We start from the raw sequence: 26,711 nt of genomic DNA on the forward strand, positions 1-26,711 counted from the left end.
ATCCGGCACAATAACGTTACTGGTACACCGGCAGCAGGTTAACGCTCGACAGGATATGGATAACCGCGTTGCCGACACCAAACACCAGAATCAGCGCAATCATCGGCTTACCACCCCAGACGCGGAATTTAGGGCTACCGAAGCGCTTGCGGGATTGACGCGCCAGCAGCGCCGGTACAATGGCCGCCCAGATAGTTGCCGCTAAACCTGCATAACCAATGGCGTACAGGAAGCCATTCGGCCACAGCAGGCCGCCGACAATTGGCGGCACAAACGTCAGCAGTGCGGTTTTAAAACGCCCCATTGCCGAGTCATCAAAACCAAACAGATCCGCCAGATAGTCAAACAGCCCCAGCGTCACGCCCAGGAAGGAACTGGCGACCGCAAAGTTAGAGAACACCACCAGCAGCAGATCCAGGCTGCGGCTGTTCAGCACGCCGCTCAATGCCTGTACCAGCACATCAATATTGCCGCCTTTCTGCGCAATGCCGATAAATTCCGGACGCGGGATGTTGCCCATCGTCCCCAGCAGCCAGACGGAATAGAGCGCCAGCGCCAGTAACGTCCCATAAATCAGGCATTTGACGATGGTGCGCGGATCTTTGCCGTAATATTTCATCAGGCTCGGTACGTTACCGTGATAGCCAAAAGAGGCCAGACAAAATGGCAGCGTCATCAGCAGATACGGCGTGTATGACGCGTGGCTTTCAGCCACGTTAAACAATGTGGTCGGCGTGACGTGCCCCAGCAGGCTGCCGAAGGTCAGGAAGAAAGTAATCACTTTCGCGCCCAACACAATCGCCGTCATACGGCTAACCGCTTTGGTGCTTAACCACACCACAAACGCCACCAGCAGCGCAAAACCAAGACCTGCCGCGCGCGCCGGAACGTTCAGCGACATCTCAGCAAAGGTATGATGCAGAATTGAGCCGCTCGCCGAGATATAGGCATAAGTCAGGATGTAGAGCACAAAGGCAATAGAAATGCCGTTGACAACGTTCCAGCCTTTGCCCAGCAGGTCTTTAGTGATGGTGTCAAAACTCGAACCAATGCGGTAGTTAAGGTTGGCTTCGAGGATCATCAGCCCGGAGTGCAGCATACAAAACCAAGTAAAGACCAGCGCCGCCATCGACCAGAAGAACCACGCCCCGGACATGACCACCGGCAGGGAGAACATCCCCGCGCCAATGATGGTGCCGCCGATAATCACCACGCCGCCAAGCAGCGAAGGTGACGTTTGGGTGGTGGTAAGTGTTGCCATGCAGCCCTCTCTCCAGTCATTTATAGTGTGACTATCTCTCAATACGCTGCACTGTACCAGTACACGAGTACAAAGGAAATAAAAAAAGCCCCGATTGTGACGATCGGGGCTGTATATTTTACTTTACGCTAATTACGTGTGGCGCTTACGCATCACCACCGCCGAAACGACGGCGACCGGTAGAGTCATCACGACGCGGACCACGGCTTTCACGACGCTCGCCGCTGAAGCGACGACCATCACCACGACCGCCTTCACGACGTTCGCCGCCGAAACCACGGCCTTCGCCACGGCCGCCTTCACGGCGCTCGCCGCTAAAACGACCGCCGCCGCGACGTTCACCGCCCGCGTGCGGAACCGCATCACCCAGCAACTGCATATTCATCGGCTTGTTCAGAATGCGGGTACGCGTGAAGTGCTGCAACACTTCGCCCGGCATACCTTTCGGCAGCTCGATGGTGGAGTGAGACGCGAACAGCTTAATGTTACCAATGTAACGGCTGCTGATGTCGCCTTCGTTAGCGATAGCGCCCACGATATGACGAACTTCAACACCATCATCGCGGCCCACTTCAATGCGGTATAACTGCATATCGCCAACGTCACGACGTTCACGACGCGGACGTTCTTCACGGTCGCCACGCGGGCCACGGTCATTACGATCGCGCGGACCACGGTCATCACGGTCACGGAATTCACGCTTAGGACGCATCGGCGCATCCGGCGGCAGAATCAGCGGACGCTCGCCCTGCGCCATTTTCAGCAGTGCGGCAGCCAGCGTTTCGAGATCCAGCTCTTCGCCTTCAGCAGACGGCTGGATTTTCGCCAGCAGCGCACGGTACTGATCCAGATCGCTGCTTTCCAGTTGCTGCTGAACTTTCGCGGCGAATTTTTCCAGACGGCGTTTACCCAGCAGTTCTGCGTTCGGCAGTTCCACTTCCGGAATGGTCAGCTTCATGGTGCGTTCGATGTTGCGCAGCAGACGACGCTCGCGGTTCTCAACGAACAGCAGCGCGCGACCGGCGCGACCCGCACGGCCGGTACGACCGATACGGTGAACGTAGGACTCGGAATCCATCGGAATATCGTAGTTCACCACCAGGCTGATACGTTCAACGTCCAGACCACGGGCCGCGACGTCGGTGGCGATCAGGATGTCCAGACGACCATCTTTCAGGCGTTCCAGAGTCTGCTCACGCAGCGCCTGGTTCATATCGCCATTCAACGCGGCGCTGTTGTAGCCGCTACGTTCCAGCGCTTCTGCTACTTCCAGGGTCGCGTTTTTGGTACGCACGAAGATAATCGCCGCATCAAAGTCTTCCGCTTCCAGGAAACGCACCAGCGCTTCATTTTTACGCATACCCCACACCGTCCAGTAGCTCTGGCTGATGTCAGGACGGGTAGTCACGCTGGACTGAATGCGCACTTCCTGCGGCTCTTTCATAAAGCGGCGGGTAATGCGACGAATCGCTTCCGGCATGGTGGCGGAGAACAGAGCGGTCTGATGACCTTCCGGGATCTGCGCCATAATAGTTTCAACGTCTTCGATGAAGCCCATACGCAGCATTTCGTCGGCTTCATCCAGCACCAGACCACTCAGTTTAGAGAGGTCGAGGGTGCCGCGTTTTAAGTGATCAAGCAGACGTCCCGGCGTACCGACAACGATCTGCGGCCCCTGACGCAGGGCGCGTAACTGCACGTCATAACGCTGACCGCCGTACAGGGCAACCACGTTTACGCCGCGCATGTGTTTAGAGAAATCCGTCATGGCTTCGGCAACCTGTACCGCCAGTTCGCGGGTTGGCGCCAGCACCAGAATCTGAGGTGCCTTCAGCTCAGGATCAAGATTGTTGAGCAGCGGTAAAGAGAACGCTGCGGTTTTGCCGCTACCGGTCTGGGCCATGCCCAGCACGTCGCGACCGCCCAGCAGATGCGGAATGCACTCTGCCTGGATTGGAGATGGTTTTTCGTAACCCAGATCGGTAAGGGCTTCAAGGATAGGAGCCTTCAGCCCCAGATCTGCAAAAGTGGTTTCGAATTCAGCCATGTAGTACGTGTGCCTCAAAATTAATGGCGGCCAGTCTACATAACTCATCATGAAATTGATCTGCAATTTTCATTGAAAAGTGTGAACCGGCTCAAAGTAGGTGTATTAACGAACAACAACGCCCTCACCCGCGAAGGTGATGGCAATCAAAAAGATTACGGGCTGATATGTTCGTCAGCTATTGCTGGTCCGATTCTGCCAGGTCATCTTGGTCCTGGCCCAGGAGCGATAATTCCAACAATGCGTATCGGTGCTCAACAAAGTTATGAACGTTGTTGGCCACCGCCAGTTTGAACAGAGCCGTGGCGCTGTCCAAATCCCCCAGACTTAGGTAATACTTACCTAAATAGAAGTTGGTTTCACTGAGATGCTCAGCGAGCGAGGTGTTATCCGTTGCGTCCGCCTTGAGCCTTTCCATCAGCGTTGCTTCGCTAATGTCGCCCAGGTAGAACTCGACAATGTTCCATCCCCATTGCTCTTTATCCGATTTTTCGAAGCGTGCTTTTAACGCTTCTTTCGCCTGCTTCTCATTAAGCTTCTGCTCAACAAGATACAGCCACAGGCTGCGGTAAGGATCATTGGGATCGTCTTGATAAAACGCCAGCAGATCATCTTGCGCTAACTTATCACGGCCGCCGTAATACAATGCGATACCGCGGTTTAAGTGCGCGTAGTTGTAAGTTGGATCAAGCTCTAGTACAGAATCAAACGCTTCATAGGCAGCATCAAAATTGCCTGCCTGCGTTAAATAAATGCCTAAGTAATTGAATACTTCAGGCATATCCGGTCTGATTGCCAGCGCTTGTGAAAAATCATTTCGCGCTAATGCCCTCAAACCAAGACTATCATACAACACTCCGCGCTCATATAAAAGCTGTGCGCGTTCGTCATCGGTTAAAGCCCGACTGGCAAGAATCTGTTCCATACGCGCCAGAATCACTTCCTGCTGTAAAGTCGGTTGCAATGGTACTGCGAGGACTTCACTTTTACGCCAGGCGGAATTACTGCATCCTGCAAGCGTAAGTGCTGTCGCAACGAAACACCAGCGCAAAAAAGGCTTCATTTCCCACTCCCGAAGACAACGATTGAATGAACGTCCTGTTCCCCGGTGGCTCAACAAGGCGTCCAGCCAGGTCTAAAGCCCTCCGCAGTGCGGAGGGCAAAAGGCTACCTTACTCGGCCTGTTCGCTCGCCGGAGCTTCCGGCGCAGCCGCAGGTTGAGACTGCTCGGTTGCTTCTTTAATGCTCAGACGTACACGGCCCTGGCGGTCAACTTCCAGAACCTTAACCGGGACTTCCTGACCCATCTGCAGATAGTCGGTCACTTTCTCTACACGCTTATCCGCGATTTGAGAGATGTGAACCAGACCTTCTTTACCGCCGCCGATGGCAACAAACGCGCCAAAGTCAACGATACGGGTCACTTTACCATTGTAGATACGGCCGACTTCGATCTCTGCGGTAATCTCTTCGATACGACGGATAGCGTATTTCGCTTTTTCACCGTCGGTCGCCGCGATCTTCACAGTACCGTCATCTTCGATTTCGATGGTGGTGCCGGTCTCTTCAGTCAGCGCGCGGATCACAGAACCGCCTTTACCGATCACGTCTTTGATCTTGTCCGTGCTGATCTTGATGGTATGGATACGCGGCGCAAATTCAGAGATATCGCCACGCGGCGCGTTGATCGCCTGTTCCATCACGCCCAGGATGTGCAGACGCGCGCCTTTAGCCTGGTTCAACGCAACCTGCATGATCTCTTTGGTGATACCTTCAATTTTGATATCCATCTGCAGCGCAGAGATACCGTCGCGGGAACCCGCCACTTTGAAGTCCATATCGCCCAGGTGATCTTCATCGCCCAGAATGTCAGACAGTACAACGTAGTTGTCGCCTTCTTTCACCAGACCCATGGCGATACCTGCTACGGCGGCTTTAATTGGCACGCCAGCGTCCATCAGCGCCAGAGAAGCGCCGCACACGGAAGCCATAGAGGAAGAACCGTTGGATTCGGTGATTTCAGACACCACGCGAACGGTGTACGGGAATTTATCCATGTCCGGCATCACTGCCAACACGCCGCGCTTCGCCAGACGACCGTGACCAATTTCACGACGCTTCGGAGAACCGACCATGCCGGTTTCGCCTACGGAGTACGGAGGGAAGTTGTAGTGGAACAGGAAGCTGTCAGTGCGCTCGCCCATCAGTTCATCAAGCACCTGCGCGTCACGGGCAGTACCCAGAGTCGCGGTAACCAGCGCCTGCGTTTCACCACGGGTAAACAGAGCGGAACCGTGAGTACGCGGCAGTACGCCAGTGCGCACGTCCAGACCACGGATCATGTCTTTTTCACGGCCATCAATACGCGGCTCGCCTGCCAGTACGCGGCTACGTACCACGTTTTTCTCGATGGCGTGCAGGATTTCACCCAGCTCGTTAGCATCCAGAGTTTCATCTTCTGCAATAAGCTGATCGATGGTTTCGGATTTGATTACGTCAACCTGAGCATAGCGCTCTTGTTTATCGGTAATGCGGTACGCGTCGCTCAGACGAGATTCAGCAAGCGCAGCAACACGCGCGTTCAACGCGTCGTTGACGGCTTCCGGCTGCCAGTCCCAACGCGGTTTACCGGCTTCTTTCACCAGATCGTTGATCGCCTGGATAACAACCTGCTGCTGCTCGTGACCGAATACCACCGCGCCCAGCATAGTGTCTTCGCTCAGCAGTTCAGCTTCGGATTCCACCATCAGCACAGCCGCTTCGGTACCGGCAACCACCAGGTCCAGCTTGCTTTCTTTCAGCTCGTCCTGGGTCGGGTTCAGCACGTACTGGTCATTGATGTAACCTACGCGCGCCGCGCCGATTGGGCCGTTGAACGGAATGCCGGACAGCGACAGCGCAGCAGATGCGCCGATCATCGCCACGATATCCGGGTTAACCTGCGGGTTAACGGAAACGACGGTCGCGATAACCTGCACTTCGTTAACGAAGCCTTCCGGGAACAGCGGACGAACCGGGCGGTCAATCAGACGCGCGATCAGGGTTTCGCCTTCGCTTGGACGGCCTTCACGACGGAAGAAGCTGCCCGGGATACGACCAGCAGCGTAGGTACGCTCCTGATAGTTAACGGTCAGTGGGAAGAAGTCCTGGCCTGGCTTGGCTTTTTTCTGGCCGACAACGGTAACGAATACGGCGGTGTCATCCATGCTTACCATAACAGCGGCAGTGGCCTGACGCGCCATCATGCCAGTTTCCAGCGTAACGGTATGCTGACCGTACTGGAATTTACGAACGATCGGATTAAGCAAAATAATATCCTTTCCAATTTTTGACGGCACAATACGCGCCGTCGTTAATACCCGATCTTCTGCGCATCCTCGCGACTAATGACAACCCTAACCCTGATATGGGTAAAGCCTCTCATTAGCCGCGCGAACCTCTGCAACGGAAGATCATTCATAGCAACAATACATTAGTTTCCAGCGAATTGCTGCCATCTGCTGGAAAAAAGGGGCCATGAAGGCCCCCTCTTTCTGAAACTCGAAAGAATTAGCGACGCAGACCCAGACGCTCAATCAGCGCGGTGTAGCGTGCAACATCTTTACGTTTCAGGTAGTCGAGCAGTTTACGACGCTGAGAAACCATACGCAGCAGACCACGACGGCTGTGGTGATCTTTTTTATGCTCTGCAAAGTGACCCTGCAGGTGGTTAATCTGTGCAGTCAACAGAGCAACCTGAACATCGGTAGAACCGGTGTCGTTTGCGTCACGACCGAACTCAGAAACGATTTTAGCTGTAGCTTCAGTACTTAGAGACATTTTAAAACTCCAAAGTATTTAAGAATGAGAGGACGCCGATCTCTAATTCAGCGATCCCAGTGTACGCCGCGTAAACTGTTAAATAATTTACGCGACGTTAAGCGGCGGTATTCTACTCGCAGCGCTCTCTTATCGCAAGACGAAGCGACATTACGCTGGGTACTCTACTACCAGCCGACGAGGCGCGACACGGCCTTCGTCGTCAATTTCGCCCATACCGATAAATTTATCGTCGTCACCTTCCGTCACACGAACCAGTCCCTTCAACGGCGCGCCCGTGGTACGAACCGGGTTGCCATTCTTGAAGTATACCGAAGATGTTAACGGCAGATTAACAACAGGATAGTCCGAAGCTGGACTGTCCATTGGCATCAATAATGGATCGAGCAACTGCGCCGCCGGAACGCCCTGCTGTTCCGCCTGTGCTACCAGCGTCTGCAAATGCTCCAGCGTCACCATACGATCCACCGGATACTTGCTGACCGTCAGACGACGCAGATACGTTACGTGCGCGCCACAGCCCAGTTTCTCACCTAAATCATCAATAATGGTACGAATATAGGTGCCTTTGGAGCAATGAACTTCCAGCTCCAGCTCGTTACCTTCATGGCGAATAAACAGCAGCTCATAGACGGTAATCGGGCGGGCTTCGCGCGGCACTTCGATACCCTGGCGGGCATATTCGTACAGCTTCTTGCCCTGATACTTCAGCGCCGAATACATCGAGGGAATCTGTTCGATATCCCCACGAAAGGTCTCCAGCGCGCTCGCAAGCTGCCCAGCGCTGAAAGTCACCGGACGCTCCTGCACGATTTGACCATCGGCGTCAGAGGTATCCGTGCGCTGCCCCAGACGGGCAATAACACGATAGCGTTTGTCAGAATCCAGCAGGTACTGCGAAAATTTTGTCGCTTCGCCGAGGCAAATCGGCAACATGCCGGTCGCCAGCGGGTCCAGCGCGCCGGTATGCCCGGCGCGGTTGGCATTGTAGATGCGCTTAACCTTCTGCAGCACGTCATTGCTGGACATACCCTGCGGCTTATCCAGCAGCAGAACGCCGTGAATGTCGCGGCCACGACGACGAGGACGACTCATCAGTCCTCCTTGCTGTCGTCCGGGTTCACACGACGTTCTTCGTCATGTTTCACCACGTTAGTCACCAGGTTGGACATACGCATCCCTTCCACCAGCGAGTTGTCGTAGAAGAAGGTCAGTTCCGGTACGATGCGCAGACGCATCGCTTTACCCAGCAAGCTGCGGATGAAACCAGACGCTTCCTGCAGGGCCTTAATGCCGTTTTTCACAGCCGCTTCGTCCTGATCGTTGAGGAACGTCACGAATACTTTGGCGTATGCCAGATCGCGGGACATTTCAACACCCGATACGGTGGTCATCATACCTACACGTGGATCTTTGATTTCGCGTTGCAGGATGAGCGCGATCTCTTTCTGCATCTCTTGCGCTACGCGCTGAGGGCGACCAAATTCTTTCGCCATAATAAATTCTCCAGAATAAAGACAAAAAAGGGGCCATAAGCCCCTTTTTAAATTTCTTGCCGGGTGGCGCTTCGCTTACCCGGCCTACGCCTAATCATCTTCTAAGGATTTTGGATTGCAACAAGGCGGCAAGCTCGTAAATCCCCGGGAGCATAGATAACTATGTGACCGGGGTGAGCGAGCGCAGCCAACGCCGTTGCGGCCCAAAAGACGACGAAGATTAAGCGATAGTACGTTGGATCTCGATAATCTCGAATACTTCGATCATATCGCCAACGCGAACGTCGTTGTAGTTCTTCACGCCGATACCACATTCCATGCCGTTACGGACTTCGTTAACGTCATCTTTGAAGCGGCGCAGGGATTCCAGCTCGCCTTCATAGATAACCACGTTGTCGCGCAGAACGCGGATTGGGTTATGGCGTTTAATCGTACCTTCGGTAACCATACAGCCCGCGATCGCGCCGAATTTCGGCGATTTGAACACATCGCGCACTTCAGCCAGACCGATGATCTGCTGTTTCAGTTCCGGAGACAGCATACCGCTCATCGCCGCTTTCACTTCGTCGATCAGGTTATAGATGACGGAGTAGTAACGCAGATCCAGGCTTTCAGATTCGATCACTTTACGCGCAGAGGCATCGGCACGAACGTTGAAGCCAACCAGAATGGCGTTGGACGCCGCAGCCAGGGTCGCGTCGGTTTCGGTGATACCACCTACGCCAGAACCGATGATCTTCACTTTCACTTCGTCGGTAGACAGTTTCAGCAAGGAGTCGGAGATCGCTTCCACAGAACCCTGTACGTCGGCCTTCAGCACGATGTTCACTTCGTGAACTTCGCCTTCGGTCATGTTGGCGAACATGTTCTCGAGTTTAGATTTCTGCTGACGCGCCAGTTTAACTTCACGGAATTTACCCTGACGATACAGAGCAACTTCACGCGCTTTCTTCTCGTCGCGAACGACGGTCACTTCGTCACCCGCAGCCGGAACGCCGGACAGGCCGAGGATTTCCACCGGAATGGACGGACCCGCTTCCAGCACTTCCTGACCCAGTTCGTTACGCATCGCACGCACGCGGCCGTATTCGAAGCCACACAGCACGATATCGCCCTTATGCAGCGTACCTTCACGAACCAGCACGGTAGCCACCGGACCACGACCTTTATCCAGGAAGGATTCGATAACCGCACCGCTCGCCATACCTTTGCGTACCGCTTTCAGTTCCAGAACTTCGGCCTGCAGCAGGATAGCGTCCAGCAGTTCGTCGATACCGGTGCCCGCTTTTGCAGACACGTGAACGAACTGGCTCTCGCCGCCCCACTCTTCCGGCAGAATGCCGTACTGGGACAGTTCGTTCTTAACGCGATCCGGATCGGCTTCCGGCTTATCGATTTTGTTCACCGCAACCACGACCGGCACACCTGCCGCTTTCGCGTGCTGGATAGCTTCGATAGTCTGCGGCATCACGCCGTCGTCTGCCGCTACCACCAGAACCACGATATCCGTTGCCTGGGCGCCGCGAGCACGCATAGAAGTAAATGCGGCGTGGCCCGGGGTGTCCAGGAAGGTGATCATCCCGTTGTCAGTTTCAACGTGGTACGCACCGATGTGCTGGGTAATGCCGCCCGCTTCGCCAGAGGCTACTTTCGTGGAACGAATGTAGTCCAGCAGAGAGGTTTTACCGTGGTCAACGTGGCCCATGATGGTCACAACCGGTGCGCGCGGTTCAGCCGCAGCGCCGGTATCACGGTCGCTCATTACCGCTTCTTCCAGTTCGTTTTCACGACGCAGGATAACTTTGTGGCCCATCTCTTCGGCAACCAGCTGTGCGGTTTCCTGGTCGATGACCTGGTTGATGGTGGCCATGGCGCCCAGCTTCATCATCGCTTTGATGACCTGAGAGCCTTTCACCGCCATCTTGTTCGCCAGATCGCCAACGGTGATGGTTTCACCGATCACCACGTCACGGTTAACGGCCTGAGCGGGCTTCTGGAAGCCTTGCTGTAAAGAAGACCCTTTACGCTTGCCGCCTTTACCGCCGCGAACCGCAGCACGCGCTTCTTCGCGATCGGCTTTGGATTCGGCATGTTTGCCTTTTTTCGCCGGACGTGCCGCTTTTGCATTACGGCCACGACCACGACCGCCTTCTACTTCACGATCGTTTTCGTCTTCGGCCTGGCGCGCGTGCTGAGAAGTGGTGACATGATAGTCACTGGTGTCTTCTACTGGCTCAGGCGTTGCGGTCCATTTGTTTTCTTCCGCCATGCGGCGAGCTTCTTCTGCTACACGACGCGCTTCTTCTTCGAGTTTGCGACGTGCTTCTTCTTCCGCTTTACGCTTCAGCTCTGCAGCTTCATTCTCACGGCGGGCTTTTTCGGCCTGGGCGGTTTTGGTCATATCGTCAGTCTGTTGATTGCTCACTTTGTCTTTTTCCGCAGCTTCACGTTTCGCTTTTTCAGCGGCTTCACGCTTAGCTTGTTCTGCGGCCTCGCGTTCAGCTTTTTGTTGCGCCTCGCGTTTGGCCTGTTCTTCTGCCTCACGACGGGCTTGCTCTTCCGCTTCACGCTGCGCCTGCTCTTCCGCGGCCAGGCGTTCAGCCTCTTGCGGATCGCGTTTCACAAAGGTGCGCTTCTTGCGGACTTCGATTTGTACCGATTTACTTTTTCCACCGGTACCTGGAATATTCAGGGTGCTGCGCGTCTTACGCTGCAGCGTCAGTTTATCGGGACCAGAAACCGCTTCGCGGTTCAGGTGCGCCAGTAAAGTCTGTTTTTCTTGTGCGGACACAGAGTCGTCAGCAGATTTCCGGATACCTGCATCAGCAAACTGCTGTACCAGGCGATCCACGGAAACCTGTCTCTCTGCGGCCAGCGCTTTTAGGGTTACATCTGTCATGCTGTTCCTTCCTGCTACAGTTTATTACGCTTCGTCGCCGAACCAGCAAATATTACGGGCAGCCATAATCAGCTCACCGGCTTTTTCGTCGGTCAACCCTTCGATATCAGCCAGATCATCAATGCCCTGGTCGGCGAGATCTTCCAGCGTACAAACACCACGAGCCGCCAGTTTGAAAGCCATATCGCGATCTAATCCTTCCAGATTCAGCAGATCGTCAGCCGGTTTGTTATCACCGAGGCTTGCTTCCTGGTCCTGCGCCAGAGTGGCCAGTGCGTTTTTAGCACGCTCGCGCAGTGCTTCAACGGTCGGCTCATCAAGGCCGTCAATTTCCAGCAGTTCTTTCATTGGCACATAGGCCAGTTCTTCGAGCGTGGAGAAACCTTCTTCTACCAGAACGGTCGCGAACTCTTCATCAATATCAAGATATTTAGTAAAGATCTCGATAGCGGCATGTGCTTCAGCCTGATGTTTAGCCTGCAAGTCATCAACGGTCATTACGTTGAGTTCCCAGCCGCTCAATTGCGAAGCCAGGCGGACGTTCTGACCATTACGTCCGATCGCCTGCGCCAGATTACCGGCTTCAACGGCGATATCCATGGTATGTTTATCTTCGTCCACCACGATAGATGCGACGTCTGCCGGCGCCATCGCATTAATGACGAACTGCGCCGGGTTATCATCCCACAGCACGATATCGATACGCTCACCGCCCAGTTCGGTAGAGACCGCCTGAACGCGCGCGCCGCGCATCCCCACGCAAGCGCCGACCGGATCGATACGTTTATCGTTGGTTTTCACTGCGATTTTCGCACGAGAACCCGGATCGCGAGCCGCCGCTTTAATTTCAATCACTTCTTCGCCGATTTCCGGCACTTCGATGCGGAACAGTTCGATCAGCATTTCCGGCTTAGAACGGGTGACGAACAGCTGTGCGCCACGCGCTTCCGGGCGAACAGCATACAGCACGCCGCGAATACGGTCGCCAGGGCGGAAGTTTTCGCGCGGCAGCATATCTTCACGCAGAATCACCGCTTCAGCGCTACCGGCCATCCCTTCGGATTTAATTTCCAGAGAGATATTGTCGCGGTTCACTTTCTTCACCACGCCAGTGACGATTTCGCCTTCCTGGTCGCGGAACTGATCGACAACCATCGCGCGTTCAGCTTCACGGACCTTCTGTACGATAACCTGTTTCGCAGTCTGCGTGGTGATACGGTCAAAGGTGACAGACTCAATCTGATCTTCAACATAGTCGCCGACATTCAGGCTTTCGTCTTCAAAGCGCGCCGCTTCCAGCGTAATTTCCTTCGTCGGCATGGTCACTTCTTCAACGATCAACCAACGGCGGAAAGTATCAAAATCACCGCTTTTACGATCGATTTCTACACGAACATCGATCTCCTGCTCATATTTTTTCTTTGTTGCTGTCGCCAGCGCACTTTCCAGCGCTTCAAAAATTTTTTCGCGTGGCAGCGCTTTTTCGTTGGAAACGGCTTCAACAACAGCCAAAATTTCTTTGTTCATCGCGGGCTTTTCACCTCATCCAGACTGTTAAAAGTGGGGAACCAGGTTCGCCTTCTGGATATTACTCAGCGCGAACACTTCATCTTTGCCTTCGACTGTGACGGTAATCATTTCACCGTCCACCGCTTTGATAATGCCCTGCCACTTGCGACGGTTCTGTACCGCCATGCGAAGAACCAGCGCGACTTCTTCACCCTGGAAACGCGCATAATGATCGGCAGTGAACATAGGACGGTCGAGACCCGGTGACGAGACTTCAAGGTTGTAAGCCACGGAGATAGGATCTTCAACGTCCAGCACCGCGCTTACCTGGTGGCTCACATCAGCACAATCATCAACATTGATGCCATCTTCACTATCAATATAGATGCGCAGTGTGGATGTGCGACCGCGAATAAATTCGATGCCGACCAGCTCGTAGCCTAAGGCTTCAACTGGCGCTGTAATCATCTCTGTTAATTTTTGCTCTAATGTGGACAAGCCCACCCCCAAGACATAAAAAAAGGGCCTAAAGCCCAGTTATTCTGTAGTCAGATAACAAAAAACCCCGATAAATCGGGGCTTTAGATAACTGAACCCTATAACCGCAACGGCGGTCTGGTGTACCTTCCGAAAGAATTTTTTTCAAATCCAGCTACGAAGGACATAATCTTCACAGTATATTTGAAAAAGAACTCTAAGGGAAAGTGGTTGCGGGGGCCGGATTTGAACCGACGACCTTCGGGTTATGAGCCCGACGAGCTACCAGGCTGCTCCACCCCGCGCCTGAAACGTGGCAAATTTTACTCGTTTTGGGCAAAATTTGCAAATACTGCTGGGATTTGGTACCGAGGACGGGACGTAAAATCTGCGCACAGTATAGTGACCAGGCATGAGTTATGTCAACCCTATTCCCAATATGCAGATGAATGAATATCACTCTTCGTTATACTCATCCCATCTCTCCGGCTTAGACACGCATTTCACAACGTTATTTCAGTAAACCTTCACTAAACGCTTCCTGTCTCTGCTAAAAGATGATTAAATGAAAACTCATTTATTTTGCATAAAAATGCACTAAAGCAGAAACCGATCTCATTATCAGTCAATCAAGCAGGGTTCTATTCTATGACGACGATTCTTAAGCATCTTCCAGCAGGTCAACGTATTGGTATCGCTTTTTCCGGCGGTCTGGACACCAGCGCCGCGCTGCTGTGGATGCGACAAAAAGGAGCTGTCCCATATGCCTATACTGCGAATCTGGGACAACCGGATGAGGATGACTATGACGCCATTCCTCGTCGCGCAATGGAGTATGGCGCAGAGAATGCTCGCCTGATTGATTGCCGCAAGCAGTTGGTTGCAGAAGGGATCGCAGCGATTCAGTGCGGCGCTTTCCATAATACGACTGGCGGACTGACCTATTTCAATACCACGCCGCTGGGCCGTGCCGTGACCGGCACGATGCTGGTCGCCGCGATGAAAGAAGACGGCGTGAATATCTGGGGCGACGGCAGCACCTATAAAGGCAACGATATTGAACGTTTCTATCGTTACGGCTTGCTGACGAATGCTGAATTACAGATTTACAAACCGTGGCTGGATACCCACTTTATCGATGAGCTGGGTGGTCGCCATGAGATGTCTGAATTTATGATTGCCTGCGGCTTCGACTACAAAATGTCCGTTGAAAAAGCCTACTCCACCGATTCCAACATGCTCGGCGCCACGCATGAAGCGAAAGATCTGGAGTTTCTTAACTCCAGCGTCAAAATCGTTAACCCGATTATGGGCGTGAAGTTCTGGGACGAAAGCGTGAAGATCCCGGCAGAAGAAGTCACCATCCGTTTTGAACAGGGTCACCCTGTTGCTCTGAATGGCAAAACCTTCAGCAATGATGTTGAGATGATGCTGGAAGCGAATCGCATCGGTGGCCGCCACGGCCTGGGCATGAGCGACCAAATTGAAAACCGCATCATTGAAGCAAAAAGCCGCGGTATTTATGAAGCCCCCGGAATGGCGCTGCTGCACATCGCTTACGAGCGTCTGTTGACCGGTATTCACAACGAAGACACCATTGAACAGTATCATTCTCATGGTCGTCAGTTGGGTAAACTGCTGTATCAGGGCCGCTGGTTCGACTCGCAGGCGCTGATGCTGCGTGACGGCCTGCAACGTTGGGTCGCCAGCCAGATTACCGGTGAAGTGACGTTGGAGCTGCGTCGCGGCAACGACTACTCAATTCTGAACACCGTATCCGACAATCTGACCTATAAGCCAGAACGTTTAACCATGGAAAAAGGCGATTCCGTATTCTCGCCAGACGATCGTATCGGTCAGTTGACGATGCGTAACCTGGACATCACCGATACGCGTGAAAAACTGTATGGCTATGCGCAGTCTGGCCTGCTGGCGACATCGTCCGCCACCGGTTTACCGCAGGTCGGTAGTCTGGAAAACAATGCAAAGTAACCGAATGATATTTCTCACAGGTCGCGCAAGCGGCCTTTTTTATGAGGGATAATGACTGTAGGCCGAACAAGGCGTTTACGCCGCCATCCGGCATTGATTGCCTGATGGCGCTACGCTTATCAGGCCTACATGCCACATCATTTGACGGGTCACAGACGAAAAAAAAGACGCTTTTCAGCGTCTTTCTTTCGGAATATTGGTACCGAGGACGGGACTTGAACCCGTAAGCCCTATTGGGCACTACCACCTCAAGGTAGCGTGTCTACCAATTCCACCACCTCGGCACGGATACTGCTATTAGCGCGGGATATCGCTGGTCGGCTGGGCCGGCGCGGCAGGTTGAGTCTGCTCGGTCTTCGCCGGCGCGCTCAGATTTTCCCACTCGCTCCCTTTATTGGTTTTGTTGCTATTGATATTACCCAACACCAGACTGATGATGAAGAACAGCGTCGCCAATACCGCCGTCATTCGGGTCATGAAGTTACCAGAACCACTTGAACCAAATAGCGTAGCGGAAGCGCCTGCTCCGAAGGAGGCTCCCATATCAGCGCCTTTACCTTGCTGCAGCATGATCAGACCTACAAGGCCAATTGCCACAATAAGGAAAACAACTAAAAGAGCTTCGTACATAATCAACCTGTTCCTTGCGGAGTTGCCGCGTACCAATGCTTCTACCAATAAAGCGGGATTTTTACTGTTTCCCACTGAAGCGGGTGTGAATACTAACCAAAGCGAATGACCTTCGCAAGGGCAATTTAAGCGCATTGTATCAACTGCGGAAAAAAACAGCAAAAGCGTTGTTTTTTAGGTGCAGCAAGGCGGCAACCGCCGCCTTTTTAGTCACTTAAACGCTTAAACGGCTTTTACCGCATCCGCGATACGATGAGCGAATGCCGTAACCTGCGCTTCATCCTCGCCTTCCACCATCACGCGAATCAGCGGTTCGGTACCGGATTTACGTAGCAGTACCCGCCCACGATTGCCGAGTGTGGCTTCTACGTCCGCCGTTACCGCTTTCACCGCTTCATTTTCCAGCGGATCGCCGCTACCAGCGGTGTAACGCACGTTAACCAGAATCTGCGGGAACATTTTCATACCGCTGCACAGATCGTGCAGACTCATATGATTACGCACCATCGCCGCCAGAACTTGTAGCCCCGCTACAATACCGTCGCCAGTGGTCGTTTTATCCAGCAGAATAACGTGACCAGAGTTTTCCGCGCCGATGCGCCAGCCTTTTTCCTGCAATTTTTCCAGCACGTAGCGGTCGCCCACTTTCGCCCGGGCAAACGGAATGCCAAGCTGCTTGAGCGCCAGCTCCAGCCCCATATTGCTCATCAGCGTCCCCACCGCGCCGCCGCGCAGTTGCCCCTGGCGCAACCCTTCGCGCGCGATGATATACATGATCTGATCGCCATCGACTTTTGCGCCTTCATGGTCAACCATGATGACCCGGTCGCCGTCGCCGTCAAGCGCGATGCCGAGGTCCGCTTTCTCCGCCAACACGCGCGCCTGTAACGCGTGCACGTCGGTCGCGCCCACTTCTTCGTTAATGTTGACGCCGTTTGGCTCACAGCCGATGGCGATCACGGTCGCGCCCAGCTCGCGCAGCACATTCGGCGCGATATGGTAGGTAGCGCCGTTGGCGCAATCCACAACCACTTTCAGGCCGTTGAGGCTCAGTTCGTTCGGGAAGGTGCCTTTGCAGAACTCAATATAGCGTCCGGCGGCATCGACGATGCGGCTGGCTTTACCCAGCTCGGCGGAGTCTACGCAGGTGATCTCTTTTTCCATTTCGGCTTCGATGGCTTCTTCCACATCGTCAGGCAGTTTCGTACCGTCGATAGAGAAGAATTTAATGCCGTTATCATAGAATGGGTTATGCGAAGCCGAGATAACGATACCCGCCTCCGCGCGGAAAGTCCGCGTCAGATAGGCGACGGCTGGCGTTGGCATAGGTCCGGTAAACGAGGCCGACAGCCCCGCAGCGGCAAGGCCCGCCTCCAGCGCGGATTCCAGCATATAGCCAGAAATACGCGTATCTTTACCGATAATGATTTTACGCGAACCATGACGCGCCAGCACTTTTCCGGCAGCCCAACCCAGTTTAAGCACAAAATCAGGTGTAATAGGGGCATCGCCTACACGTCCGCGAATCCCATCGGTACCGAAATATTTACGATTACTCATAGCGTTTGTTTCCCTTTGCAGACAGAGTGGCTTCCACCACCCGCATCGCCTCTACGGTTTCTTTGACGTCATGGACGCGAATGATCTGCGCGCCCTGCATCGCGGCAATTACTGCGCACGCAAGGCTGCCGTTCAGACGGTCTGATGGCCCCACGTTAAGTAGCTGACCAACCATCGTTTTACGCGACATGCCCACCAGCAGCGGCAGGTTAAAATGATGAAACTCACCCAGTCGCGCCAGTAAGGTATAGTTGTGAGAGAGATTTTTACCGAAACCGAATCCGGGGTCGAGCAACAATTTCTCTTTTGCGATGCCGGCCTTCTCACAACGTGCTATTTGCTCAATAAAGTAGCGATTCACCTCAGCAAAGACATCGTCATATTTCGGCGCCTCCTGCATGGTTTTGGGGTTGCCCTGCATGTGCATAAGACTGACCGGCAAGCCGGTTTCCGCTGCCGCTTCCAACGCGCCGGGCTCGGAGAGCGAACGGACATCATTGATAATATGCGCGCCCGCCCTTGCCGCTTCACGGATCACCTCGGGTTTAGAGGTATCCACAGAAATCCACACTTCAAAACGTTGCGCGATTGCTTCCAGTACCGGAATAACGCGATCCAGCTCTTCTTCCACGCTCACTTCCGCCGCGCCTGGTCGCGTTGATTCCCCCCCCACATCAATAATTGTCGCCCCGGCATTCACCATTAAATTCGCATGTTTCACCGCCTCAATCAGCGTGTTATGCGCACCGCCGTCGGAGAACGAATCCGGCGTTACGTTCAGGATCCCCATAACATGCGGATGAGTGAGATCGAGCGTGGCGCCCTGAGCGAAGAGTTTCATGGTCAAAATCCCTGTTTTATTTGTGGTGAGTTAAAAAAAGAAAAACCCCGGGGCAAGCCCCAGGGTTTCGGTGAGCGCTAAACATAATGTTGTACAACAAACGCTTATTTGTCGCCCAGTTGCTCTGACATCGTGTTGCCCGGGTTCGGCGTGCGTGGTTCATCAACCGGACGCGGCGCCTGAGGCGTACCATTGCTGTCAGAGTTATTGGTGCCGTTTGGATCTTCCCAGCCCGCAGGCGGACGCACTTCACGACGCGCCATCAGGTCATCAATCTGCGGCGCATCGATGGTTTCATATTTCATCAGCGCATCTTTCATCGCGTGCAGAATATCCATATTGTCAGTCAGGATCTGACGAGCGCGATTGTAGTTACGCTCAATCAGCGCTTTCACTTCCTGGTCGATGATACGCGCGGTTTCATCAGACATATGTTTCGCTTTTGCGACGCTACGGCCGAGGAACACTTCGCCCTCTTCTTCCGCATACAGCAGCGGACCAAGTTTGTCGGAGAAGCCCCACTGAGTCACCATGTTACGCGCCAGGTTAGTCGCGACTTTAATGTCGTTCGACGCACCGGTAGAAACATGCTCAACGCCGTAGATAATCTCTTCCGCCAGACGGCCGCCGTACAGCGTGCTGATTTGGCTTTCCAGCTTCTGACGGCTGGCGCTGATCGCGTCACCTTCAGGCAGGAAGAAGGTCACACCCAGCGCGCGACCACGTGGGATAATCGTCACTTTGTGCACCGGATCGTGTTCCGGCACCAGGCGACCGATAATCGCGTGGCCCGCTTCGTGGTACGCGGTCGACTCTTTCTGCGCTTCTGTCATCACCATGGAGCGACGTTCCGCACCCATCATGATTTTGTCTTTCGCTTTTTCGAACTCAACCATCGACACTACGCGTTTGTTGCCGCGTGCGGCAAACAGCGCCGCTTCGTTGACCAGGTTCGCCAGGTCCGCACCGGAGAAACCCGGCGTACCGCGCGCAATGATCGCCGCATCAATGTCCGTCGCTAACGGCACGCGACGCATATGCACCTTCAGAATCTGCTCACGACCGCGAACATCCGGCAGGCCTACCACCACCTGACGGTCAAAACGGCCTGGACGCAGCAACGCCGGGTCCAGAACGTCCGGACGGTTAGTTGCGGCGATAACGATGATACCTTCGTTACCTTCGAAGCCGTCCATCTCGACCAGCATCTGGTTCAACGTCTGCTCACGTTCATCGTGACCACCGCCCAGACCAGCGCCACGCTGGCGACCTACGGCGTCGATTTCATCGATGAAGATAATGCACGGCGCCGCTTTCTTGGCCTGTTCGAACATGTCACGCACACGAGACGCGCCGACACCGACGAACATTTCCACAAAGTCAGAACCGGAAATCGTAAAGAATGGCACCTTCGCTTCACCCGCAATGGCTTTTGCCAGCAGGGTTTTACCGGTACCCGGCGGGCCGACCATCAGGACGCCTTTCGGAATTTTACCGCCCAGCTTCTGGAAACGGCTCGGTTCACGCAGGTATTCAACCAGTTCCGCCACTTCTTCTTTCGCTTCGTCACAACCCGCGACGTCAGCAAACGTGGTTTTGATCTGATCTTCCGTCAGCATACGCGCCTTGCTCTTACCGAACGACATGGCGCCTTTGCCACCGCCGCCCTGCATCTGACGCATAAAGAAGATCCAGACGCCGATCAGCAACAGCATCGGGAACCAGGAAATGAAGATAGAAGCCAGCAGGCTTGGCTCTTCAGGTGGTTCGCCAACAACCTTGACGTTTTTAGTCAGCAGGTTATCAAGCAGCTTCGGATCATTAATCGGAATGTAAGTCGTGTAACGGTTACTATCTTTCTTGGTAACGTTGATCTCACGTCCGTTGATACGCGCTTCGCGAACCTGGTCCTGATTGACCTCTTGCAGGAAGGTAGAGTAATCCACCTTACGGCCATTAGACTCGCTGGGCCCAAAGCTCTGGAATACTGACATCAGCACAACGGCAATGACCAGCCAGAGTATTAGGTTTTTCGCCATGTCACTCAAGGGATTAACCTCTTATTACAACTGTGTTAAAAACAGCGTCAGGATACTCTATATCCAGTTTCTTTCAAACCTTACGTCTGAAATCTGCCGGTTATCACTTTCGCCCGGTCGCTACAATGTACACTTCACGCGAACGCGCACGCGAAGAGTCCGGCTTACGAACTTTAACCTTCGTAAACAGGGAGCGAATTTCCCTTAGATACTCATCGAAACCTTCGCCCTGGAACACCTTCACTACAAAACTTCCGCCTGGCGCCAGCACATCGCGGCACATCTCTAACGCCAGCTCCACCAGATACATGGCGCGGGGGATATCCACCGCCGGTGTTCCGCTCATGTTTGGTGCCATATCAGACATGACAACTTGTACTTTACTGTCACCCACGCGTTCCAGTAACGCTTTCATGACAAGTTCATCACGAAAATCGCCCTGAAGAAAGTCCACACCAACGATAGGATCCATAGGTAAAAGATCACAAGCGATGATGCGGCCTTTGCCGCCAATCTGCGTGACCACATACTGTGACCAGCCTCCTGGCGCAGCGCCGAGATCGACTACCGTCATTCCCGGCTTAAAAAGTTTGTCACTTTGCTGTATTTCATCAAGTTTAAACCAGGCACGGGAGCGTAGCCCCTTTTTCTGCGCCTGTTGAACATATTTATCGCTAAAGTGTTCCTGAAGCCAGCGGCTTGAGCTGGCAGAACGCTTTTTACCTGTCATTTAACTTTCCCGTCGGGGCAGTTCATCGTAGCCAATGGCGTAAATTTCTACACGCCTATTTGGCGATATAAGGGAGATGGCGGTAGAATGACCCGTTTTCAATCCCAACGTAAGCAAAAATATACGATGAATCTGAGTACTAAACAAAAACAGCACCTAAAAGGTCTGGCACATCCGCTCAAGCCTGTTGTTATGCTTGGCAATAATGGTTTGACCGAAGGGGTACTGGCCGAGATTGAACAAGCGTTAGAGCACCATGAACTTATCAAGGTGAAAATCGCCTCGGAAGATCGCGAAACAAAAACCTTGATCGTGGACGCTATCGTGCGCGAAACCGGCGCCTGTAACGTACAGGTCATCGGTAAAACGCTGGTGCTGTATCGCCCAACTAAAGAGCGTAAAATCTCGCTGCCGCGTTAAGGATATCCTAAAGTCGAACACAAAATCTGTGTAAAACGAGGGGTTTTCCACGAGCAGAAGAGCAAAATGCCACGCTCTCTCCGTTGATAAAAGGCCGCTATGCGGCCTTTTTCCTTTCTTTACAATACACCAACAATTTGCGTATTGAGTACTACTTAAAGGTATTCCACTTTAAGCACTTCGTATTCCACATCGCCGCCAGGCGTTTTGATCACCACGACGTCATCCTGCTCTTTGCCGATCAGGCCGCGAGCGATTGGCGAGTTTACCGAAATGAGATTTTGCTTAAAATCCGCCTCATCATCGCCAACAATACGGTAGGTCTGCTCTTCGTCGGTGTCCAGGTTCAGCACCGTGACGGTAGCGCCGAAAATCACGCGACCATTGTTCGGCATTTTAGTGACATCAATCACCTGCGCATTCGACAGTTTTGCTTCGATATCTTTAATGCGCCCTTCGCAGAAACCCTGCTGTTCGCGTGCAGCATGATACTCCGCGTTTTCTTTTAAATCGCCATGTTCGCGCGCTTCGGCGATAGCGGCGATGATTTCAGGACGGCGCACAGATTTCAGAAAATCCAGCTCTTCGCGCAGTTTTTCGGCTCCGCGTAAGGTCATCGGAATAGCTTGCATTTGTTATACCTCTTGAACATTCCTGTAGGGGGCAATGAACTCTACCCCGGCTGCTAAGCCAGCCCCGGCATATGCCATACCAGGGTCAGAAGCAAAAAAACACCAACCCGGGCGCGCAGTCCCAGGTCAGCTACAATTTCCTCTTTGATAACCATTTTACCCTGGAGTTCCCTATGGGTCATCGTTTACTTTTTAGGGCGTTGCGCCGTAGTATGACGGCTTGTTTCCAGGGTGTTAGCGCGAGATTATGCGATTTTCCAGATTTATCATCGGATTGACCACCAGTATAGCGTTCAGCGTTCAGGCCGCGAATATTGACGAATACATCAAACAGCTTCCGGCCGGCGCCAACCTCGCGCTGATGGTGCAAAAGATTGGCGCGCCCGCGCCGGCTATTGATTATCATAGTCAGCAGATGGCGCTTCCCGCCAGTACCCAAAAGGTGATTACCGCGCTGGCGGCGCTGATTCAACTCGGCCCGGATTTCCGTTTTACGACCACGCTGGAGACTAAAGGCAACGTCGATAACGGCATCCTGAAAGGTGACGTAATTGCGCGCTTCGGTGGCGATCCAACGCTAAGACGTCAGGATATTCGCAATATGGTCGCGACGCTGAAAAAGTCCGGCGTCACGCAAATCGACGGCAATGTGCTTATCGACACGTCGATTTTCGCCAGCCACGATAAAGCGCCAGGCTGGCCGTGGAACGACCTGACGCAGTGTTTCAGCGCGCCTCCCGCCGCCGCCATTGTTGACCGCAACTGTTTTTCTGTGTCGCTTTATAGCGCGCAAAAACCAAACGATTTAGCCTTTATTCGCGTGGCCTCTTATTATCCGGTAACGATGTTCAGCCAGGTACGGACTCTGCCGCGCGGTTCGGCAGACGCGCAGTATTGCGAGCTGGATGTTGTGCCTGGCGATTTGAACCGTTATACGCTTACCGGCTGTTTACCACAGCGCGCCGACCCGCTGCCGCTGGCCTTTGCTATTCAGGACGGTGCCAGCTACGCGGGCGCGATCCTCAAGCAGGAACTGAAAGAGGCCGGGATAACTTACCGCGGCACGCTGCTGCGCCAGACGCAGGTTAACGAGCCCGGAACGATCGTCGCCAGTAAACAGTCGGCGCCACTGCACGATCTGCTTAAGATTATGCTGAAAAAGTCAGACAACATGATCGCCGATACTGTTTTTCGGATGATTGGTCATGTCAGGTTTAACGTGCCTGGCACCTGGCGGGCGGGATCGGATGCCGTTCGCCAGATCCTGCGCCAACAGGCGGGAATTGATATCGGCAATACCATTATTGCCGACGGTTCCGGTCTTTCTCGCCATAACCTGATCGCTCCCACCACGATGATGCAGGTGTTGCAATATATCGCCCAACACGATAACGAGCTGAACTTTATCTCTATGCTGCCGCTGGCGGGCTATGATGGTTCATTGCAATACCGCGCCGGGCTACATCAGGCGGGCGTAGACGGTAAGGTTTCGGCGAAAACCGGGTCACTGCAGGGCGTGTATAATCTGGCGGGCTTTATTACCACCGCAAGCGGGCAACGGATGGCATTTGTACAGTATTTGTCCGGCTACGCGGTTCCACCTGCTGACCAGCGTAATCGCCGAATCCCGCTGGTACGCTTCGAGAGTCGGTTGTATAAGGATATTTATCAGACTAACTGAGTGCATTATTGCCGGATGGCGGCGCTAACGCGTCTTATCTGGCCTACAACGAACATAATAAAACGGGCCGCAAATGCGGCCCGTTGACTTTTGTAGGCCGGATAAGCGTAAGCGCCATCCGGCTACGAGATTAACGTTTGTAGATGAACTCGACGCCTTCTTCGTCGTCTTCATCCCAGTCGTCATCCCAGTCATCGTCTGCGTCTTCTTCCACTTCAGCCAACTGCTGGCGATGATAATCGTCCCACATGAACTCGACTTTTTCCGGCTGTTTTGCTTCTTCAGCCTGCGCGATCGGATTCTCGATGATAAAGGTCATCACATCCCAGCAGAGATCTTTCACCCCTAGCTGACTGGCGGCGGAAATCAGATAGTATTTCCCTTCCCAGCCCAACGCTTCGGCGATCGCTTTCGCTTTCTCTTCCGCTTCGGTTTTATCCATCAGATCGATCTTGTTGAACACTAACCAGCGCGGTTTAGCCGCCAGATCCTGGCTGTATTTTTCCAGTTCGCCAATAATGATACGGGCGTTTTCCACCGGATCGGAACCGTCGATCGGATCAATATCAATGAGGTGCAGCAGTACGCGGCAACGTTCGAGGTGCTTCAGGAAGCGAATCCCCAGGCCCGCGCCTTCCGCCGCGCCTTCGATCAACCCCGGAATGTCGGCCACCACAAAACTCTTTTCGCTGTCCATACGTACCACGCCCAGGCTCGGCACCAGCGTGGTAAACGGATAGTCCGCGACTTTCGGTTTTGCTGCCGATACCGCGCGAATGAACGTTGATTTACCGGCGTTTGGCATCCCCAGCATCCCGACATCCGCCAGCAGCATCAGTTCCAGCAGCAGGTCGCGCTTATCGCCCGGCGTACCATTGGTTTTCTGGCGCGGCGTACGGTTAACCGAGGATTTAAAACGGGTATTGCCTAACCCATGCCAGCCGCCCTTCGCGACCAACAGACGCTGACCGTGTTTGGTCATGTCGCCCATCGTTTCACCGGTTCCCTGGTCGATAACGCGCGTACCGACCGGCACTTTAATGGTCACGTCTTTACCGCGTTTACCGGTACAGTCGCGGCTCGCGCCATTCTGACCACGTTCAGCGCGGAACGATTTTTCAAAGCGGTAATCGATCAGAGTATTCAGGTTTTCATCGGCTTCCATCCAGACGTCGCCGCCGTCGCCGCCATCACCGCCGTCCGGGCCGCCTTTCGGGATATATTTTTCGCGGCGGAAGCTCACACAGCCATTACCGCCATCGCCTGCAACGACCAGAATCGATGCTTCATCAACAAACTTCATTTTATTCTCCGTAAATCATTCGCCTGAGCGGGGTTGCGAAACCACCGTTTCATGCTTGCGTAAACCGCCCCAAATACGATGACCAATGGCGGAATACATCGCGCCCGCAACCACGACAAACGCACCGAGATAACCTAAAAGGTTTAACATCGGTCTGGCGAAGAAATCGGGCCAGGCCATAGATAAAAGATCTGAAAACAGCAGGGTAAATAGCGGTGTAAGCGTGATTATCGCGCTCACCTGCGCCGCCTGCCAACGCGCCATCGCTTCCGCCAGGGCGCCATATCCTACCAGCGTATTTAGCCCGCAGAAAATCAAACAGGCGAGCTGCCAGTCGCTCAGTTGCGCTATCACCATCGGTTTTGCCAGCGGCAAGAGCGCTATCGTACATAAAGTGTACAGTAAAAACAGGATCTGCTGCGAGGCCAGACGTCGCAATAATACTTTTTGCGCCACGCCATAGCTCACCCACACCATCGCCGCGCCTACGCCAAAAATAACGCCCCAGGTGTAGTCGGTCAGTCGGGTAAAAATCTCGATCAGACTGGTGTTAAAAAACATCACCAGCCCGCTCAATAACATCAGCGCGCCAATCACCTGCGTACCGCGCATCTTTTCTTTCAGAATAAAGACGCTGGCGACCATCATGCCAACCGGCGAGAGCTGGCCGATAACCTGCGACGCGGTTGGGCTTAAATATTGCAGGGAAGAACTGAACAAAATGAAATTACCGAACAGTCCGCAGGTCGCTATCGCCAATAACACCAACCAGCGCGGCTTACGAAAAATACGCAGCGGCGGCAGCTTTCTTTTTACTACCAGTATCGCCCCGAGGCCAATACTGGCCATGAAGAAGCGGTAGAAGACAATGGTTGGAGGCTCCATTACCTCCAGCACTTGCTTCATTGCTATTGGCAACGCTCCCCAGCACATCGCGGTAGTGAGCGCTAAAAGAATGCCAATGCCTGCCTGCTGCTTCATGCCGTGTTCCCTGCAAAGACCCGTTAACGGCATTCGTACAGCCACACGGGTATATTTTAGTCGGCCATCGAATGTAAAAAGCCCCGCAACAGGTGCGGGGCTTTCATCCGTTACCGGACCACAAAAAACTTACTCAGCAACGATGCTGATGTATTTACGGTTTTTCGGGCCTTTAACTTCGAATTTCACTTTACCGTCTGCTTTAGCAAACAGAGTGTGGTCACGACCGCAACCAACGTTGGTGCCAGCGTGGAATTTAGTACCACGTTGACGAACGATGATGCTGCCTGCCAGAACTGCTTCACCGCCAAAGCGTTTTACGCCCAGACGTTTAGCTTCAGAATCGCGACCGTTACGAGTCGAGCCGCCAGCCTTTTTATGTGCCATTTAATCT

23 protein-coding genes and 2 tRNA genes are annotated in these 26,711 nt (G+C 53.6%); 3 read left to right on the forward strand and 22 right to left on the reverse strand.

Annotation, left to right across the window (positions count from 1 at the left end; genetic code table 11):
- Positions 1-16 precede the first annotated feature (16 nt).
- The 12 genes from mtr to ACLD11_RS00830 all read right to left on the reverse strand — a co-directional run bounded on the left by mtr (position 17) and on the right by ACLD11_RS00830 (position 13,813).
- Entirely contained in the window at positions 17-1,261 is a 1,245-nt protein-coding gene (gene mtr, locus ACLD11_RS00775; RefSeq protein ID WP_411014410.1) for a tryptophan permease, read from the reverse strand.
- A gap of 145 nt (positions 1,262-1,406) precedes the next feature.
- The gene (gene deaD / locus ACLD11_RS00780; protein WP_411011353.1) at positions 1,407-3,308 is read right to left on the reverse strand and encodes an ATP-dependent RNA helicase DeaD; all 1,902 of its coding nucleotides are present in this window, start codon (positions 3,306-3,308) and stop codon (positions 1,407-1,409) included.
- Positions 3,301-3,381 (reverse strand): protein YrbN, encoded by an 81-nt coding sequence (yrbN, locus tag ACLD11_RS00785; protein ID WP_010723222.1) that lies wholly within the window; start codon positions 3,379-3,381, stop codon positions 3,301-3,303. Before yrbN ends, deaD begins: the two co-directional genes overlap by 8 nt.
- A 105-nt stretch (positions 3,382-3,486) precedes the next feature.
- Positions 3,487-4,371 carry a lipoprotein NlpI gene (gene nlpI / locus ACLD11_RS00790; protein WP_000802069.1) on the reverse strand — a complete coding sequence of 295 codons (885 nt, stop codon included), beginning with the start codon at positions 4,369-4,371 and terminating at the stop codon, positions 3,487-3,489.
- Between the two features lie 109 nt (positions 4,372-4,480).
- Positions 4,481-6,616, reverse strand: coding sequence for a polyribonucleotide nucleotidyltransferase (pnp, locus tag ACLD11_RS00795; protein WP_023187335.1), 2,136 nt, complete (start codon positions 6,614-6,616; stop codon positions 4,481-4,483).
- Positions 6,617-6,857: 241 nt separating this feature from the next.
- A complete protein-coding gene (gene rpsO / locus ACLD11_RS00800; protein WP_000059465.1) occupies positions 6,858-7,127 on the reverse strand; it encodes a 30S ribosomal protein S15 in 270 nt (89 codons plus the stop codon).
- Between the two features lie 150 nt (positions 7,128-7,277).
- The gene (gene truB / locus ACLD11_RS00805) at positions 7,278-8,222 is read right to left on the reverse strand and encodes a tRNA pseudouridine(55) synthase TruB (RefSeq protein WP_411014411.1); all 945 of its coding nucleotides are present in this window, start codon (positions 8,220-8,222) and stop codon (positions 7,278-7,280) included.
- Positions 8,222-8,623, reverse strand: a complete 402-nt coding sequence (gene rbfA, locus ACLD11_RS00810; RefSeq protein WP_001040208.1) for a 30S ribosome-binding factor RbfA — start codon at positions 8,621-8,623, stop codon at positions 8,222-8,224. The genes truB and rbfA overlap by 1 nt, the downstream gene beginning before the upstream one ends.
- Positions 8,624-8,843: 220 nt before the next feature.
- The gene (gene infB / locus ACLD11_RS00815; protein ID WP_411011355.1) at positions 8,844-11,522 is read right to left on the reverse strand and encodes a translation initiation factor IF-2; all 2,679 of its coding nucleotides are present in this window, start codon (positions 11,520-11,522) and stop codon (positions 8,844-8,846) included.
- Positions 11,523-11,546: 24 nt separating this feature from the next.
- Complete coding sequence (gene nusA / locus ACLD11_RS00820) at positions 11,547-13,049, reverse strand: transcription termination factor NusA (RefSeq protein WP_411011356.1); 1,503 nt, start codon at positions 13,047-13,049, stop codon at positions 11,547-11,549.
- Positions 13,050-13,076: 27 nt separating this feature from the next.
- Positions 13,077-13,529, reverse strand: coding sequence for a ribosome maturation factor RimP (gene rimP / locus ACLD11_RS00825; protein ID WP_000105461.1), 453 nt, complete (start codon positions 13,527-13,529; stop codon positions 13,077-13,079).
- A gap of 207 nt (positions 13,530-13,736) precedes the next feature.
- A tRNA-Met gene (locus ACLD11_RS00830) sits at positions 13,737-13,813 on the reverse strand.
- Positions 13,814-14,156: 343 nt separating this feature from the next.
- Here ACLD11_RS00830 and argG point away from each other — a divergent pair.
- Positions 14,157-15,500, forward strand: a complete 1,344-nt coding sequence (gene argG / locus ACLD11_RS00835; protein ID WP_183059371.1) for an argininosuccinate synthase — start codon at positions 14,157-14,159, stop codon at positions 15,498-15,500.
- Between the two features lie 197 nt (positions 15,501-15,697).
- Here argG and ACLD11_RS00840 read toward each other — a convergent pair.
- From ACLD11_RS00840 to rlmE, 6 genes are all read right to left on the reverse strand, one after another.
- A tRNA-Leu gene (locus ACLD11_RS00840) sits at positions 15,698-15,784 on the reverse strand.
- A 13-nt stretch (positions 15,785-15,797) separates the two neighbouring features.
- Positions 15,798-16,130, reverse strand: coding sequence for a preprotein translocase subunit SecG (gene secG / locus ACLD11_RS00845; protein ID WP_000272680.1), 333 nt, complete (start codon positions 16,128-16,130; stop codon positions 15,798-15,800).
- Positions 16,131-16,352: 222 nt separating this feature from the next.
- Positions 16,353-17,690, reverse strand: coding sequence for a phosphoglucosamine mutase (gene glmM, locus ACLD11_RS00850; RefSeq protein ID WP_411014412.1), 1,338 nt, complete (start codon positions 17,688-17,690; stop codon positions 16,353-16,355).
- Positions 17,683-18,531, reverse strand: coding sequence for a dihydropteroate synthase (folP, locus tag ACLD11_RS00855; RefSeq protein ID WP_000764711.1), 849 nt, complete (start codon positions 18,529-18,531; stop codon positions 17,683-17,685). The genes glmM and folP overlap by 8 nt, the downstream gene beginning before the upstream one ends.
- 104 nt (positions 18,532-18,635) lie before the next feature.
- Positions 18,636-20,570 (reverse strand): ATP-dependent zinc metalloprotease FtsH, encoded by a 1,935-nt coding sequence (gene ftsH / locus ACLD11_RS00860; RefSeq protein ID WP_023137153.1) that lies wholly within the window; start codon positions 20,568-20,570, stop codon positions 18,636-18,638.
- A 103-nt stretch (positions 20,571-20,673) separates the two neighbouring features.
- A complete protein-coding gene (gene rlmE / locus ACLD11_RS00865) occupies positions 20,674-21,300 on the reverse strand; it encodes a 23S rRNA (uridine(2552)-2'-O)-methyltransferase RlmE (RefSeq protein ID WP_000145974.1) in 627 nt (208 codons plus the stop codon).
- A 126-nt stretch (positions 21,301-21,426) separates the two neighbouring features.
- Here rlmE and yhbY point away from each other — a divergent pair, with 126 nt between their 5' ends.
- Positions 21,427-21,720 carry a ribosome assembly RNA-binding protein YhbY gene (gene yhbY, locus ACLD11_RS00870; RefSeq protein WP_001592995.1) on the forward strand — a complete coding sequence of 98 codons (294 nt, stop codon included), beginning with the start codon at positions 21,427-21,429 and terminating at the stop codon, positions 21,718-21,720.
- A gap of 155 nt (positions 21,721-21,875) precedes the next feature.
- On the opposite strand, the gene greA is transcribed toward yhbY, so the two are convergent.
- On the reverse strand, positions 21,876-22,352 hold the full coding sequence (gene greA, locus ACLD11_RS00875; protein ID WP_001148008.1) for a transcription elongation factor GreA: 477 nt from the start codon (positions 22,350-22,352) through the stop codon (positions 21,876-21,878).
- 247 nt (positions 22,353-22,599) lie between these two features.
- Here greA and dacB point away from each other — a divergent pair, with 247 nt between their 5' ends.
- On the forward strand, positions 22,600-24,033 hold the full coding sequence (gene dacB / locus ACLD11_RS00880) for a serine-type D-Ala-D-Ala carboxypeptidase (protein WP_411014413.1): 1,434 nt from the start codon (positions 22,600-22,602) through the stop codon (positions 24,031-24,033).
- Positions 24,034-24,163: 130 nt separating this feature from the next.
- On the opposite strand, the gene cgtA is transcribed toward dacB, so the two are convergent.
- The 3 genes from cgtA to rpmA form a co-directional block, all read right to left on the reverse strand.
- On the reverse strand, positions 24,164-25,336 hold the full coding sequence (gene cgtA, locus ACLD11_RS00885) for an Obg family GTPase CgtA (protein ID WP_000673556.1): 1,173 nt from the start codon (positions 25,334-25,336) through the stop codon (positions 24,164-24,166).
- A 15-nt stretch (positions 25,337-25,351) separates the two neighbouring features.
- Entirely contained in the window at positions 25,352-26,317 is a 966-nt protein-coding gene (locus ACLD11_RS00890; RefSeq protein ID WP_411011358.1) for a DMT family transporter, read from the reverse strand.
- Positions 26,318-26,446: 129 nt separating this feature from the next.
- Complete coding sequence (gene rpmA / locus ACLD11_RS00895; RefSeq protein WP_000940593.1) at positions 26,447-26,704, reverse strand: 50S ribosomal protein L27; 258 nt, start codon at positions 26,702-26,704, stop codon at positions 26,447-26,449.
- Positions 26,705-26,711: the final 7 nt, after the last annotated feature.

Source organism: Salmonella sp. 741265116_PST, from assembly GCF_046567715.1.
Taxonomy (GTDB): domain Bacteria; phylum Pseudomonadota; class Gammaproteobacteria; order Enterobacterales; family Enterobacteriaceae; genus Salmonella; species Salmonella enterica.